Source organism: Microbacterium sp. (assembly GCF_047607225.1).
Lineage (GTDB): Bacteria > Actinomycetota > Actinomycetes > Actinomycetales > Microbacteriaceae > Microbacterium.
The window spans coordinates 1-14,367 of sequence record NZ_JASGDO010000070.1 but is presented as its reverse complement, the minus strand read 5'-3'; the positions used below and the strand labels follow the sequence as shown (position 1 = coordinate 14,367).

Genomic DNA, 14,367 nt, shown 5'->3' with positions numbered 1-14,367 from the left:
TAGAATGGAGCGGATATGTCCTCCGTCTTCGATTGCCGCGACGCTGCGCAGCTCCTCCCTGCCATGCGGCAGGCGCGCCAGACGATCGCCCGCGGCGAGCTCGTCGTGCTGCCGACCGACACCGTCTACGGAGTGGGCGCCGACGCGTTCAGTCCCGAGGCGGTCGCGCGGCTCCTGGCGGCGAAGGGCCGTGGACGGCAGTCACCGCCTCCCGTCCTCGTTCCCGGCGTCGCGACGCTGCGTGCCCTGGCCGCCGAGGTGCCGCACGCGGTCGAGCTCCTCGTGGAGCACTTCTGGCCGGGCGGGCTCACCATCGTCCTGCCCGCGCAGCCATCGTTGTCATGGGACCTGGGCGACACCGGCGGCACGGTCGCGGTGCGGATGCCCGCCGAGCGCATCGCGCTGGAACTCCTGGAGGAGACCGGTCCGCTCGCCGTCTCGAGCGCCAACCTGACGGGGAAAGCCGCCGCGACGACGATCGACGACGCGCGGGACATGCTGGGGGAGAGCGTCTCGGTCTACCTCGACGGAGGCGCGTCGGCCACCGGTGTCGCCTCCACCATCGTCGACGCGACCGCCCTCGTCGGAGGCGACGGGCGCGTGCGGATCCTCCGCGAGGGGGCCGTGTCGGCGGCGTCGCTGCGGACCGTCCTGGGAGACGCCCTCGACGAGGGGGACGACGCGGCGGGCTCTGACGACGCGGCAGGCCTCTCCGGCGAGATCGCGGCACACCGTCCGGCCGATCCCACCACCACCGACGCCGACGGTCCGGCGTGAAACACTACCTGTTCACCCTCATTCTCACGGGGGCGGTGACCTTCACACTGACGTGGGTCGTCTGGCGGGTGAGCATGCGGTACAAGCTGTACCCGGGCATCCGCGAACGCGACGTCCACAAGAACCCGACCCCTCGGCTCGGCGGGGTGGCGATGTTCCTGGGCGTGCTGACCGCGTTCGCCCTCTCGAGCGTCGTGCCCTACTTCCAGATCATCTGGATAAAACCGACCCAGATCGCCGCCATCCTCACCGCGACCCTTCTCATCGTCGTCGTGGGCGTCGCCGACGATCTCTGGGACCTCGACTGGTTCCTCAAACTCGGGGCGCAGTTCCTCGTCGCCGGCATCGTGGTGGGACCGGGTGGCGTGCAGATCTACTACCTGCCGTTCGAGGGGATGACCTACGTCTCCGGCTGGGTGAGTGTGACCGTGTCGGTGCTGCTGATCGTCGTGGTCATGAACGCGGTGAACTTCATCGACGGACTCGACGGACTGGTCGCCGGAGTCGCCCTGATCGCCAACGGGGTCTTCTTCGCCTACACCTACATGCTCACGCGCGATCTGGAGTACACGACCTACTCGAACCTCGCCGCCTTCATCGCGATCGTCCTGGTCGGGGTGTGCATCGGGTTCCTGCCGTTCAACTGGAACCCGGCTCGTTTGTTCATGGGTGACGGGGGAGCACTCATGGTGGGCCTGTTGATGGCCGTCTCCGCGCTCCTGGTCACCGGCTCGCTCCCGCCGCAGACCCTCCTCGACAACGACCAGTTCGGCCGTTCCCAGCTCCTCGGCGCGTTCATCCCCGTGATCCTCCCCGCGGCGGTCGTCATGCTGCCCCTGCTCGACTTCGGAATGGCGGTCATCCGCCGCATGTCGAAGGGCAAGTCGCCGTTCTCGCCCGACCGCAAGCACCTGCACCACCGCATGCTCGACATGGGCCACTCCGACCGCGACGCGGTGCTCATCTTCTACGCGTGGACCGCCGTGGTGAGTCTCTCGGTGCTCCTCATGTACATCGGCACCACGGCACGCTGGCCCGGGCTGTACTGGCCCGGCGTGGGCTTCTTCCTCGTCGGAGCGGCCGCGTGCGTCGTGGTGACCCTCTTGCCCTCGCGCGGCCTGCCGCGCCGTTTCGCCCGAGACCGCACACCCGCCCCCGAACGGAAGAGCATCCCATGACCGAACGCCCCACCGTCTCGAGCACCCCGGTGCTGCGCACGACGCTCCTGTGGTCGGCCCTCGCCACGGCCGCGCTCGCCGTCCTCGGTGCCGTCGTCGGATTCGCGGTGGGAGGCGTGGACGGCCTGTGGAGCGCGCTGGTCGCGATCTTGCTGGCGGCGCTGTTTCTCGGACTCACGGCGGCGAGCATCCTGATCGCCAACCGGTGGTACGGCGACGCCCTCTACGTCCCGATCTTCTTCGGACTCGTGATGGGGGCGTGGGTCCTGAAGTTCATCGTTTTCATCGTGACGCTGCTGGTGCTTCGCGATCAGCCCTGGCTGAACGGGACGGTCTTCTTCGTCGCCCTCGTCGCCAGCGTCGTCGTCTCGCTCGCCATCGACGTCGTCGTCATGCTCCGGATGCGGGTCCCGCACGTGAGCGACGTGACCCTTCCCACTGCCGCCGACGTCCATGATGGCGCGGAAGATCGCCCGGATACGGACGAGAGCACGCCGCGAGGCTGATAGGCTGTCTTCCGAGCCCGCCAGGATCTTCTGAAACGTGTGCGGAGTCACGCTCACATCGACCATCGTCGCCCCGGCCCTGGCCGGTGCCCCGAAGCTGGAGCCAGCGCTGTTTACCCAGACTGCGACCCTGATCGCCACCTCCGCCGGCCTGAACGCCGCGACCTCGGAAGGTCCCGAGTTCCACGGCCCGTCGATCGGTGAGTTCTTCCCCGAGGTGCTCTTCAACGCGTTCGGGGTCATCCCGGTCACGCGAATCCACCTCATTCAGTTCATCGCGGCTCTCGCGATCGTCCTGATCTTCTGGCTCGGCACGCGCCGCATGACGGTGGTCCCGGGGCGCTTCCAGAGCCTCGTCGAGATGGGGCTCGACTTCGTGCGGGTCAACATCGCGGAGGACCTGCTCGGCAAGAAGGACGGCCAGCGCTTCCTCCCGATCCTCACGACCATCTTCTTCATGGTGCTGTTCATGAACCTGACGGGCGTCATCCCGTTCATGAACATCGCGGGCACGAGCATCGTCGCCGTGCCGCTGCTGCTCGCTGTCGTCAGCTACGTCACGTTCATCTACGCCGGCATCCGCAAGAGTCCCAAGAACTTCTTCAAGAACGCGCTGTTCCCCTCGGGCGTGCCGTGGCCGATCTACTTCATCGTCACGCCGATCGAGCTCATCTCGACGTTCGTCATCCGCCCCGTCACGCTGACGCTGCGACTCCTGATGAACATGATGGTCGGGCACCTCCTGCTCGTGCTCTTCTTCGCGGCGACGCAGTTCTTCCTCGTCGAACTCGGCGGATGGTGGTCGGCGCTGGCCGCCGGATCCCTCGCCTTCGGATTCGTCTTCACCCTGTTCGAGCTCCTGGTGGCCGTCCTCCAGGCGTACGTCTTCGCCCTCCTCACCGCGGTCTACATCCAGCTCGCGGTGGCGGAAGAGCACTAAAGCGGGTCGGCCCCAACCCTGACCGATTCAGGGCCGCCCTCAACCGAAAGGAAAACACCCCGTGGACGCAACTACGGTTCTCGCCGAGCTCAGCGGCAACGTCGCGACGATGGGCTATGGCCTCGCCGCCATCGGTCCCGCCATCGGTGTGGGCATCGTCGTCGGCAAGACGATCGAGGGCGTCGCCCGTCAGCCCGAGCTGGCCGGCCGCCTGCAGGTGCTGATGTGGATCGGTATCGCCTTCACCGAGGCGCTCGCCTTCATCGGCATCGCGACCTACTTCATCTTCCAGTAAATCGCCTTACCAGCCTTAAGGAGACAGGATGCTGAACGCTCTTGTCACGTACGCCGCGGAAGAGGGGGCTGCCCACAACCCCCTCATCCCCGCGTGGTACGACATCATCTGGTCGGCCGTGTGCTTCGTCGTCATCCTCTTCGTGTTCTGGCGCATCGCGCTTCCCCGGATGAAGGCTCTGCTCGACGCGCGCTCCGCCGCCATCGAGGGCAACATCGCGAAGGCGGACGAGGCGCAGCGTCGTGCCGAGGCCGCGCTCGAGGAGTACACGGCTCAGCTGGCCGAGGCGCGCAAGGAGGCCGGTGAGATCCGCGACGCCGCCCGTGAGGACGGCAAGAAGATCGTCGCCGAGGCCAAGGACACCGCCTCCGCCGAGGCGGCCCGCCTGACGGCGGCCGCGCACACGCAGATCGAGGCGGAGCGTCAGACGGCGCTCGTCTCCCTGCGCAGCGAGGTCGGCACGCTCGCGCTCGATCTGGCCGGCGGTGTCATCGGAGAGACGCTCTCCGACGACAAGAAGGCCAAGAGCGTGGTGGACCGCTTCCTCGCCGACCTCGAAGCGGGAGCGTCGAAGTAATGGGAAGCGCGACCACTCAGGCGCTGACGGCCACCGAGGCGGCGCTGAAGGCGACCCGGATCACCGATCTGACGGTCACCCGCGAGCTCTTCCTCGCGGCCCGCACGATCGCTGAGTCCTCGCAGCTCAGCAGTGCGCTGTCAGCCTGGGGTGTCGCGGGCGAGGCGCGGGCCGAGGTCGCTCGACGCGTGTTCGGCGCGTTCCAGCCGGAGACCGTCGCGCTGCTGACCGCCGCGGCGGGCCAGCGGTGGTCGTCGCTCGAAGACCTGATCGCGGGCGTCGAGGCGCTCGCCATCCGTGCCGCCGCGATCTCGGCGCCGTCGGTCGACATCGAGGGAGAGCTGTTCGAGGTCTCCCGTACCGTCGCCGCCCACCCGGAGCTCGAGCTCGCGCTCGGGAGCCGGCTCGGCGACGCCTCGGCAAAGGGCTCGCTCATCGAGACTCTGCTCACCGGGCGCGCGAGCGAAGCCACGACGCTCATCGTCTCGTCGCTCGTGCAGCAGCCGCGTGAGCGTCGCGTGCGCGCGCTCCTCACCCGAGCGCTGCGTCTGGTGGCCGACGAGCGGGGCCGCACCGTGGCCACCGTCTACGCGGCCGCGGCGCCCGATGCCGCTCAGCTCGACCGTCTCCGTGGCATCCTGGCGCAGCGGTACGGGTCGGACGTCGCGCTCAACCTCGTCGTCGACCCCGCCGTCATCGGTGGGCTGCGCGTGGAGATCGGCGACGACGTGATCGATGCGACCGTGTCGTCCCGACTGAACGACCTGCGTCAGCGCCTGGCTGGCTAGAACTTCCCCACTCCCACCGGGAGCGGGACCGCAGGGAAGCCTGCACCGATTTTCACAACAAAGGAAGACCATGGCAGAACTGTCCATCAGCCCCGACGTCATTCGTGACGCGCTGAAAGACTTCGTCGCCGCGTACGAGCCCGACGCGGCCTCCGCGACGGAGGTCGGCACGGTCATCGACGCCGCCGACGGCATCGCTCACGTCGAGGGTCTCCCCGGCGTGATGGCGAACGAGCTCGTGCGCTTCGAGAACGGCGTGGAGGGCCTCGCGCTCAACCTCGACGAGAACGAGATCGGTGTCGTCGTCCTCGGTGAGTTCTCCGGCATCGAGGCCGGCCAGAAGGTCACCCGCACCGGCGAGGTGCTTTCGGTCGCGGTCGGAGACGGCTACCTCGGCCGCGTCGTCGACCCGCTCGGCAACGCGATCGACGGCCTCGGCGAGATCGCCACGACCGGCCGCCGCGCCCTCGAGCTCCAGGCGCCCGGCGTCATGGCGCGAAAGAGCGTGCACGAGCCCATGCAGACCGGCATCAAGGCCATCGACGCGATGATCCCCGTGGGCCGCGGTCAGCGTCAGCTCATCATCGGCGACCGCCAGACGGGCAAGACGGCGATCGCGATCGACACGATCATCAACCAGAAGGCCAACTGGGAGTCGGGCGACCCGACCAAGCAGGTGCGCTGCATCTACGTGGCCATCGGTCAGAAGGGCTCCACGATCGCCTCCGTCAAGGGCGCGCTCGAGGACGCCGGAGCGATGGAGTACACGACGATCGTCGCCGCCCCCGCCTCCGACCCCGCCGGCTTCAAGTACCTCGCGCCGTACACCGGCTCGGCCATCGGTCAGCACTGGATGTACGACGGCAAGCACGTCCTCATCATCTTCGACGACCTGTCGAAGCAGGCGGAGGCCTACCGTGCCGTCTCGCTCCTCCTCCGTCGCCCGCCGGGCCGTGAAGCTTACCCGGGTGACGTCTTCTACCTGCACTCGCGTCTGCTGGAGCGTTGCGCGAAGCTGTCCGACGAGCTCGGCGCCGGCTCGATGACGGGTCTTCCGATCATCGAGACGAAGGCCAACGACGTCTCGGCGTACATCCCGACCAACGTGATCTCCATCACCGATGGCCAGATCTTCCTGCAGTCCGACCTCTTCAACGCCAACCAGCGCCCGGCGGTCGACGTGGGTATCTCGGTCTCGCGTGTCGGTGGCGACGCGCAGGTGAAGTCGATCAAGAAGGTCTCGGGAACGTTGAAGCTCGAGCTCGCGCAGTACCGCTCGCTCGAGGCATTCGCCATGTTCGCGTCGGACCTCGACGCCGCATCGCGTCGTCAGCTCGATCGCGGCGCGCGCCTCACCGAGCTTCTCAAGCAGCCGCAGTACGACCCGTACCCGGTCGAGGAGCAGGTCGTCTCGATCTGGGCGGGCACCAACGGCAAGCTGGATTCGATCGCGGTCGAGGACGTGCTCCGCTTCGAGCGGGACCTGCTGGACTACCTCAAGCGCAACACGTCGATCCTCGACACGCTCCGTGAGACGAACGTCCTCGACGACGACACTCTCGCCGAGCTCGAGAAGGTCACGGATGCGTTCGTGCTCGAGTTCCAGGGCGGCAAGGGCCAGGCGATCAACAAGCCCGGTCACGAAGAGGTCGCCGCGGCCAGCGCCGACGACGTGAACCAGGAGAAGATCGTCAAGGGCCGCCGGGGCTGACCCCGGCGACGACGGGACAGAGAATCCATGGGCGCACAACTCCGGGTCTACAAGCAGAAGATCTCTTCTGCGCAGACCACCAAGAAGATCACGAAGGCGATGGAACTCATCGCGGCTTCGCGCATCCAGAAGGCGATGGCGCGCGTGCGCGCGTCGTCGCCGTTCGCCCGCGCGGTGACGCGATCGGTCTCGGCCGTGGCCACTCACTCCAACGTGCAGCACCCGCTGACCACCGAGAGGGAGACCATCCGCCGCTCGGCCGTGGTCATCTTCGCCTCCGACCGAGGGCTCGCGGGTGCGTTCAACTCGCAGATCCTCCGCGAAGGACTCCAGCTCGGCGAACTACTGCGTAGTGAAGGCCGTGAGCCGGTGTACTTCCTCGTCGGGCGCAAGGCCGTCGGCTACTTCCAATTCCGGCAGATGCCCTGGGCGGGGGAGTGGACGGGCGACACCGACACGCCTCACTTCAACACGGCCGAGCAGATCGCGGGCGCTCTCCTCGACGCCTACGACCGGGGCGGCGACGCCGACGGTGTCGACGAGATCCACCTCGTCTACAACCGCTTCGGCAGCATGATGACGCAGTCGCCCGAGACGGTCCGGCTGCTCCCGCTGGAGGTCGTCGAGGCGGAGGAAGGCGAGGCCACCGCGGCGTCGCAGGTCTACCCGCTGTACGAGTTCGAGCCGAGCCCCGAGGTCGTCCTCGACGCTCTGCTCCCCGTCTACGTCCAGAGCCGCGTGTTCAACGCGCTCCTGCAGTCGTCGGCGGCCAAACACGCGGCCACCCAGAAGGCGATGAAGTCGGCCAGCGACAACGCCGACAAGCTGATCACCGACTACACCCGACTGCGTAACAACGCTCGGCAGGCCGAGATCACCCAGCAGATCGCGGAGATCGTCGGCGGCGCCGATGCTCTCTCGCAGTGACCGCTGACCCTCTGCGCAAGCAAGACCACACCGAAAGAGACAGAGAATGACCACCACCGCCACCGCAGAAGCGACCACGGTCGTCGGTCGCGTCGCGCGCGTCACCGGCCCCGTCGTCGACATCGAGTTCCCGCACGACTCGATCCCCGACATCTACAACGCGCTGAAGACGACGATCACGATCGGCGACGAGTCGACGGAGATCACCCTCGAGGTCGCCCAGCACCTCGGCGACGACCTCGTCCGCGCCATCTCCCTCAAGCCGACCGACGGCATGGTCCGCGGGCAGGAAGTGCGTGACACCGGCGGCCCCATCACAGTCCCCGTCGGCGACGTCACCAAGGGCAAGGTCTTCAACGTCACCGGCGACGTGCTCAACGCGGCCCCCGGTGAGACCGTCGAGGTGACCGAGCGCTGGGGCATCCACCGCCAGGCGCCCAACTTCGACCAGCTCGAGTCCAAGACCCAGATGTTCGAGACGGGCATCAAGGTCATCGACCTCCTGACGCCCTACGTGCAGGGTGGAAAGATCGGCCTGTTCGGCGGTGCCGGCGTCGGCAAGACCGTCCTCATCCAGGAGATGATCCAGCGCGTCGCGCAGGACCACGGTGGCGTCTCCGTGTTCGCCGGTGTCGGTGAGCGCACGCGTGAGGGCAACGACCTCATCCACGAGATGGAGGAGGCGGGCGTCTTCGACAAGACCGCCCTTGTCTTCGGCCAGATGGACGAGCCGCCGGGGACGCGTCTGCGCGTCGCACTGTCGGCCCTCACGATGGCGGAGTACTTCCGTGACGTGCAGAAGCAGGACGTGCTGCTGTTCATCGACAACATCTTCCGCTTCACGCAGGCGGGGTCCGAGGTGTCGACGCTTCTCGGCCGTATGCCCTCCGCGGTGGGCTACCAGCCGAACCTCGCCGACGAGATGGGCGTGCTCCAGGAGCGCATCACCTCGACGCGCGGTCACTCGATCACCTCGCTGCAGGCGATCTACGTCCCCGCTGACGACTACACCGACCCCGCCCCGGCCACGACGTTCGCGCACCTCGACGCCACGACCGAGCTCTCGCGTGAGATCGCGTCGAAGGGTCTGTATCCCGCCGTCGACCCGCTCGCCTCGACGAGCCGCATCCTCGACCCTCGCTACATCGGTGCCGACCACTACCGGGTGGCCACCGCCGTGAAGCAGATCCTTCAGAAGAACAAGGAACTGCAGGAGATCATCGCCATCCTGGGTGTCGACGAGCTCTCCGAAGAGGACAAGGTCGTGGTGGCACGCGCCCGTCGTATCCAGCAGTTCCTCTCCCAGAACACCTACATGGCCAAGAAGTTCACCGGTGTCGAGGGCTCGACGGTTCCGATCAAGGAGACCATCGAATCCTTCGACGCGATCGTCAAGGGTGACTTCGACCACGTTGCTGAGCAGGCCTTCTTCAACGTCGGTGGCATTTCCGACGTCGAGGAGAAGTGGGCGAAGATCCAGAAGGAGAACAGCTGAGATGGCTCTGACCGTCACCCTCGTCTCCGCGGAGGAGGAGGTCTGGCACGGTGAGGCGAACCTCGTCGTCGCCAAGACCGTCGAGGGCGAGATCGGCTTCATGACCGGCCACGAGCCCGTTCTCGCGATCCTCGCCGAAGGACAGGTGCGCATCACCCAGTCCGACGGCACGAAGGTCGTCGCGAGTGCACAGGATGGCTTCGTGTCGATGGAGGGCGACGACCTGACGATCTTCGCCGGACACGCCTCGCTGGAGTCCTGACCACCACCCATCCGCGACCACCCCGCACCGTCGCCTCTGTCGAGGACGTCGGTGGCGGGGTGGTCTCGTCTGTCCCGAGGAGTTGTGGCGATGCTCGTTCTCTTGCCGCCCAGTGAGACCAAGCGTCCCGGGGGGAGCGGTGCGCCGCTCGCGCTGGATCGGCTCGCGCTGCCCGAGCTCGGGCCGGTGCGCGAGAAGGTCACGGGTGCCCTCGTGGCCCTCAGTGACGACGAGGATCGGGCCGCTCGGGTGCTGAAGCTCTCACCGCGGCAGCTCGGCGAGGTCGCTGCCAACGCGGCGCTCGGTGCGGCGCCGACGATGCCGGCGGTCGACCGCTACACCGGCGTGCTCTACGACGCGCTCGATGCTGTGTCGCTGCCGGCTGTCGCGCGCCGCTGGCTCGGGGCCCATGTCCTGATCCACTCCGCTCCCTGGGGGCCGGTCGGTGCCCTCGACCCGATCCCGTCCTACCGGATGGGTGCGGGGGTGACGCTCCCGGGCCTTGCTCCGGCCCGGCGAGTGTGGGCGGAGGCGGTCACGGCGGCCCTCCGGGCCCGCGCGCCGCGGTTCACGCTCGACCTGCGGTCGGAGGCCTATGTCGCGCTCGGCCCGCTGCCCGAGGACTGCCCGGCAGTGTTCGTGCGAGTGGTGTCCGAGGGAGACGACGGAGCCGTTCGCGCGCTCAACCACTTCAACAAGCACGCGAAGGGCGCTCTGGTGCGACAGCTCGCGACAGCGCGGCCTCGGGTGGGATCACGCGACGCGCTGCTTCGCTGGGCGGAGGACTCGGGGCTCGACCTGAGGCCGGGCGCTCCGGGCGAAGTGGAACTGCGGGTCTGAGCGCCGCGGCAGAATGCTGGGCGGGCGGGCGTACGACGAAGGCCCCGCCGAAGCGGGGCCTTCGCAACGTGCATCTCGCGAGTCGGGAGCCGCCTACTTGATCAGCCGGAAGTTGATCGGGTACTGGTAGCTGCCGCCGTTGTTCACCCGCATGCCGCCCTGGATCGAGAACACGACGTTCAGCACCCAGATCGCCAGCGGCACGAGCCAGAGGAAGAGGCCCAGCACCCACACCAGGCCGCTCAGGATCGAGGTGACGATGAGTGCCGCCACGTAGAAGATCGTGAAGGTGATCTGCCAGTTCAGAGCTTCCTTCGCCTCGACGTTGGTGCGGGGACCGCGGTCCTTGAAGAGCAGCCAGATGATGAGCGAGGGAAGGAATCCGACCACGCCGCCGATGTGCGCCCACATCGCCCACGTGCGGTCCTGCTCCGGCGTGAGCGGCCCCGCCGGGGCCGCCGCCGCATACGGGGCGGAAGGCGGCGTGGCTGCCGGCGGCGGAGTGGTCGCCCCCGACGGGGGCGGCGTCGACGCGGCGGGAGGAGGGGTGGGAGCTGAGGGCGGGGGGGTGACCTGACCGGGCTGCGGTTCCTGAGGATCCGTCATGGGAGTGCCTTTCGTGGGGGAGCGAGTCTCGGGGTGGCGCGTTCGGCGGCGCCGACCGTCCGTCCGCAACCGTAGTGCTCGCGGGCATTCCTCGGCAATACGCGTCTCGTGTCGGGATCGCTCTTCCCGCGGCCGTCGACACGTTCACCGCCACGCTGGCGTGACCGGCGCGGCACAGGCGGGTCCACTAGAGTGTGACAACGCCCCGCCATCGACCAAGGAAGGGTGAACGCGTGCCCGAGTCCGCGACCCAGAAGCGCAGCCTGTCGTTGCCGGGCGCGACTCTGGAGCTTTCCTGGTCGGCCCTCACCCACACCGGACGTCGGCGCGACGTCAATCAGGACGCCGTTCTCGCCCAGTTCCCGCTGTTCGTCGTCGCCGACGGAATGGGCGGGCACATCGGTGGCGAGATCGCTTCCTCCAGTGCGGTGGATCGACTCCGCGCGGTCGCCGACAAGGGGTCGATCAGCCCGAAGGCCATCGAGAAGGCGCTCGGCCGCGCCGTGAGCGACATCGGTGCCCACCCGGAGACGACCGATGAGGGTACCGGCACGACGGTCACCGGGGTCTTCCTGGACACCAGCACGCCCGAACCGACCTGGGTGACGCTGAACATCGGCGACTCCCGCGTCTATCTCTACCGCGATGAGAGCCTCGCGCAGATCACCACGGATCACTCCGTCGTGCAGGAGCTGATCGCCGCCGGGCGTCTCAGCCCCGAGGAAGCGGAGAATCACCCGTACGGCAATGTCATCACGCGCGCGGTGGGGCCGTCCGACGGGGTCGTTCCGGACTACGTGCGCCTCGAGGTCCTCGACGGTGATCGCTTCGTCGTCTGCAGCGACGGCCTCACGAAGGAACTGACCGACTACGGCATCCTGCATTTCCTCCTCCAGCACGAGGATCCCACCGAGGCGAGTGACGCGATGCTCGAGGCGGCGCTGGAGAACGGCGGGCGCGACAACATCAGCATCATCGTCGTGAACGTCACCCGTACCGGTTCCTCCCCGCTCGACGACTGAACCCCTCCCTCCACCCCTGACGCCCCGGGCGAACCTCGCCGATGCGGGTGACGGTGTACTGGGAGGATGACCTCCTCGCTCGATGAGCCCCTCCGGTTGCCGTCGCCTCCGGTTGCCCCACCACGCGCGCCGTTCCCCCTTGCCGCTGCCGTCGTGCCCGTGTTCGGAGCCGGGGTGCTCTGGGTGGTCACGGGATCGGCGCTGGCGTTGTGGTTCGCTCTCCTCGGGCCTCTCGTCGCTGCTGCCGGAGTGCTGGACGGCGCACGTGCACGCCGCCGATCCGCCCGTTCCTGGGCGCGAGAGTCGCGAGCGGCTCAGGAGGCCGTGGAGGCTCGGATCTGCGCGCACCACGACGAAGAACGCCGTGCACTGTGGCAACAGCATCCCGACGTGTCGATGCACCTCCGCCTACCGGGCGAGGAGTGGCGTGCCGTCCCCGCTCGTTCCGGTGTGGTCGTCGTCGGCCGCGGCCGGGGCAAGAGCGCTCTGCGTGTCGAGGGTGGTGACGACTCGCAGGCGAGTACGTCCCTGCGTCGTCTCGCCGCTGAGCTGAGCGGTGTGCCGGTTCTCGTTCCGCTCGAGGCGGGCATCGCCGTCGTCGGGCCGTGGGCATGCGCGGCGGCCGTTGCCCGCGCCATGGTGCTGCAGATCTGCCTCAACGCCTCACCGGGCAGCGTCGGGATCGTCGACGGCGCCGATCACGGCGACTGGATCGATCTGCTTCCGCACGCTGCAGCGGCTGCGGGAACATCCGTCTCGCTCTCCCGACCGACCACGTTGCACGCGGCGCCGTCGATTCCCCTCGTCGTGATCGCGGACGGTTCACCGCCGCCTCCGCGCTGCGCCGCCGTCCTCACCCTGGAGAGTCCCACGCGAGCGACCCTCCGCTTCGAGGCGCGGACGCAGGCGGTCGAGGTCGAGGGGGTGTCGGTCTCACAAGCCGAGGTCATCGCCGAACGTCTTCGCATCCGGGCCGCTGCAGAGGTCGGCTCCGTCGAGAACGCTGACCCGCCGACGTGGCGGGCCCTGGTCGGCGGAACTCCCGTCCCGACCGGATCTCTGCAGGCGGTGATCGGCGTCCGCGACGGCGCGCCCGCGGTGATCGACCTCGTGCACGACGGGCCACACGCCGTCGTCATCGGCACCACGGGCTCCGGCAAGAGCGAGTTGCTCACCACCTGGGTCGCCGCCTTGGCGGCTGCCCACCCGCCGGAGCGCGTGAGCTTCCTCCTGGTCGACTTCAAAGGGGGACGCACCTTCGATCCGCTCCTCGGCCTCCCCCACGTCACGGGGGTCGTCACCGACCTCGACGAAGCGGCCGCTCTCCGCGCCGTTCAGAGTCTGCGCGCCGAGGTCCGACGCCGAGAACGCGTGCTGGCGGAGGCCGGCGTCCGAGAGATCGGTGAGGCCCGCGATCGACTGGGTCGTCTCGTGGTCGTCGTCGACGAGTATGCGGCGCTCGTGGCGGCACATCCGCATCTGCATGACCTCTTCGGCGACCTCGCCGCGCGGGGGCGGGCGCTCGGGATGCACCTCATCCTCGCGTCGCAGCGCGCGGCGGGAGTCTTCCGTGAGTCCGTGCTCGCCAACGCGCCGCTGCGGATGGCGCTCCGAGTGACCGATGCATCCGATTCTCGGGCGGTGCTCGACTCCGACGACGCGGTGGCGCTGTCCGGCCGAAGCGACGATCGCGGCATCTGTCTCGTGCGCCGCAACCGAGACGACGTCGCGTCCGCAGTGCGTATCGTGCAGTGCCCGCCCTCCGACGCACTCGCGCTCGCGATGGCGGGGCGTACCCCGCCTCGGCCCTGGCTCCCGCCTCTTCCCGTCCGGGTGCCCCTCGACACGGTCGACCGTGCGGGGCTCGACATCGTGCTCGCCATCGTCGACGAGCCGAGCTCTCAGCGCCAGCCCCCGCTGGAGTGGCGCAGTGACATGCCCGGACTCGCCGTGGTCGGCTCCGCGGGCAGCGGCAAGTCGACGGCCCTGCGGGTGGTGGCAGCGCAGGCGCCACACAGCCTCGTCGTCCCCGCCGAGATGGAGGCGGGGTGGGATGCTCTCGCGCTCGCCGAGGAGGCCGTCTCCGGGACCGTGGTGCTGCTCGACGACGTCGATCTTCTCCTCGCCCGCCTTCCCCCGGACTACGCCACTGCGGCACGCGAGCGGATCGAACGACTCTTGCGAGAAGCCCGCGGTCGCGGCCTGCGCGTCGCCCTCTCGACTCAGCGGGCGACGGGGCCGATGGGGCGCCTCCTGGAGGCAGCGCCACTGCGTATCCTCCTCTCACCCGCGTCGCGCACCGATGACATCGCCGCGGGAGGCGATGGACGCGATCGCGGCCCCCGCCCGCCCGGACGCGCGCGGGTCGGCGAAGCGCTCGCGCAGGTGCTGTGGACGCCGCCGTCCTCGTCCGAGCCGGCGGCCGGCGCCGCCGAACCGGCGT

General features: G+C 68.6%; 15 protein-coding genes. 14 read left to right on the top strand and 1 reads right to left on the bottom strand.

The features are described 5' to 3' along the window. The first annotated feature begins 15 nt into the window (after positions 1-15). From QM591_RS14685 to QM591_RS14630, 12 genes are all read left to right on the top strand, one after another. Positions 16-777: an L-threonylcarbamoyladenylate synthase gene (locus QM591_RS14685; RefSeq protein WP_415133367.1), complete on the top strand. Its 762-nt coding sequence runs from the start codon at positions 16-18 to the stop codon at positions 775-777. Further along, positions 774-1,955, top strand: coding sequence for an MraY family glycosyltransferase (locus tag QM591_RS14680; protein ID WP_415133365.1), 1,182 nt, complete (start codon positions 774-776; stop codon positions 1,953-1,955). The genes QM591_RS14685 and QM591_RS14680 overlap by 4 nt, the downstream gene beginning before the upstream one ends. Beyond that, the gene (locus QM591_RS14675; RefSeq protein WP_415133363.1) at positions 1,952-2,461 is read left to right on the top strand and encodes a hypothetical protein; all 510 of its coding nucleotides are present in this window, start codon (positions 1,952-1,954) and stop codon (positions 2,459-2,461) included. Before QM591_RS14680 ends, QM591_RS14675 begins: the two co-directional genes overlap by 4 nt. 97 nt (positions 2,462-2,558) lie before the next feature. Beyond that, complete coding sequence (gene atpB, locus QM591_RS14670) at positions 2,559-3,401, top strand: F0F1 ATP synthase subunit A (RefSeq protein ID WP_415133419.1); 843 nt, start codon at positions 2,559-2,561, stop codon at positions 3,399-3,401. Positions 3,402-3,462: 61 nt separating this feature from the next. After that, positions 3,463-3,696: an ATP synthase F0 subunit C gene (atpE, locus tag QM591_RS14665; RefSeq protein ID WP_067163287.1), complete on the top strand. Its 234-nt coding sequence runs from the start codon at positions 3,463-3,465 to the stop codon at positions 3,694-3,696. 28 nt (positions 3,697-3,724) lie between these two features. After that, positions 3,725-4,273, top strand: a complete 549-nt coding sequence (locus tag QM591_RS14660; protein ID WP_415133361.1) for a F0F1 ATP synthase subunit B — start codon at positions 3,725-3,727, stop codon at positions 4,271-4,273. Then, on the top strand, positions 4,273-5,061 hold the full coding sequence (locus tag QM591_RS14655; RefSeq protein ID WP_415133359.1) for a F0F1 ATP synthase subunit delta: 789 nt from the start codon (positions 4,273-4,275) through the stop codon (positions 5,059-5,061). The genes QM591_RS14660 and QM591_RS14655 overlap by 1 nt, the downstream gene beginning before the upstream one ends. A 70-nt stretch (positions 5,062-5,131) precedes the next feature. After that, positions 5,132-6,772, top strand: coding sequence for a F0F1 ATP synthase subunit alpha (atpA, locus tag QM591_RS14650; protein ID WP_067163280.1), 1,641 nt, complete (start codon positions 5,132-5,134; stop codon positions 6,770-6,772). 27 nt (positions 6,773-6,799) lie between these two features. After that, positions 6,800-7,699 (top strand): F0F1 ATP synthase subunit gamma, encoded by a 900-nt coding sequence (locus tag QM591_RS14645; protein ID WP_415133356.1) that lies wholly within the window; start codon positions 6,800-6,802, stop codon positions 7,697-7,699. A 46-nt stretch (positions 7,700-7,745) separates the two neighbouring features. After that, complete coding sequence (atpD, locus tag QM591_RS14640) at positions 7,746-9,194, top strand: F0F1 ATP synthase subunit beta (protein ID WP_415133354.1); 1,449 nt, start codon at positions 7,746-7,748, stop codon at positions 9,192-9,194. Between the two features lies 1 nt (position 9,195). Then, entirely contained in the window at positions 9,196-9,456 is a 261-nt protein-coding gene (locus QM591_RS14635; protein ID WP_067163273.1) for a F0F1 ATP synthase subunit epsilon, read from the top strand. 90 nt (positions 9,457-9,546) lie between these two features. Beyond that, positions 9,547-10,296 carry a YaaA family protein gene (locus QM591_RS14630; protein WP_415133352.1) on the top strand — a complete coding sequence of 250 codons (750 nt, stop codon included), beginning with the start codon at positions 9,547-9,549 and terminating at the stop codon, positions 10,294-10,296. Between the two features lie 93 nt (positions 10,297-10,389). Here the strand turns inward: QM591_RS14630 and QM591_RS14625 are convergent, their stop codons facing one another. After that, complete coding sequence (locus QM591_RS14625) at positions 10,390-10,902, bottom strand: DUF4870 domain-containing protein (RefSeq protein ID WP_415133350.1); 513 nt, start codon at positions 10,900-10,902, stop codon at positions 10,390-10,392. 233 nt (positions 10,903-11,135) lie between these two features. Here QM591_RS14625 and QM591_RS14620 point away from each other — a divergent pair, with 233 nt between their 5' ends. Together QM591_RS14620 and QM591_RS14615 are read left to right on the top strand one after the other, a co-directional pair. Further along, complete coding sequence (locus QM591_RS14620; protein WP_415133348.1) at positions 11,136-11,924, top strand: PP2C family protein-serine/threonine phosphatase; 789 nt, start codon at positions 11,136-11,138, stop codon at positions 11,922-11,924. Positions 11,925-11,990: 66 nt separating this feature from the next. Further along, positions 11,991-14,367 (top strand): FtsK/SpoIIIE domain-containing protein (locus QM591_RS14615; RefSeq protein ID WP_415133346.1); only part of this gene is annotated, 2,377 nt, incomplete at its 3' end.

Excerpts from the sequence above, each read along its gene's own strand:
- QM591_RS14685 (WP_415133367.1), top strand. The coding sequence starts at position 16 with ATGTCCTCCGTCTTCGATTGCCGCGACGCTGCGCAGCTCCTCCCTGCC.
- QM591_RS14675 (WP_415133363.1), top strand. The coding sequence starts at position 1,952 with ATGACCGAACGCCCCACCGTCTCGAGCACCCCGGTGCTGCGCACGACG.
- QM591_RS14660 (WP_415133361.1), top strand. The coding sequence starts at position 3,725 with ATGCTGAACGCTCTTGTCACGTACGCCGCGGAAGAGGGGGCTGCCCAC.
- QM591_RS14655 (WP_415133359.1), top strand. The coding sequence starts at position 4,273 with ATGGGAAGCGCGACCACTCAGGCGCTGACGGCCACCGAGGCGGCGCTG.
- atpA (WP_067163280.1), top strand. The coding sequence starts at position 5,132 with ATGGCAGAACTGTCCATCAGCCCCGACGTCATTCGTGACGCGCTGAAA.
- QM591_RS14645 (WP_415133356.1), top strand. The coding sequence starts at position 6,800 with ATGGGCGCACAACTCCGGGTCTACAAGCAGAAGATCTCTTCTGCGCAG.
- atpD (WP_415133354.1), top strand. The coding sequence starts at position 7,746 with ATGACCACCACCGCCACCGCAGAAGCGACCACGGTCGTCGGTCGCGTC.
- QM591_RS14635 (WP_067163273.1), top strand. The coding sequence starts at position 9,196 with ATGGCTCTGACCGTCACCCTCGTCTCCGCGGAGGAGGAGGTCTGGCAC.
- QM591_RS14630 (WP_415133352.1), top strand. The coding sequence starts at position 9,547 with ATGCTCGTTCTCTTGCCGCCCAGTGAGACCAAGCGTCCCGGGGGGAGC.
- QM591_RS14625 (WP_415133350.1), bottom strand. The coding sequence starts at position 10,902 with ATGACGGATCCTCAGGAACCGCAGCCCGGTCAGGTCACCCCCCCGCCC.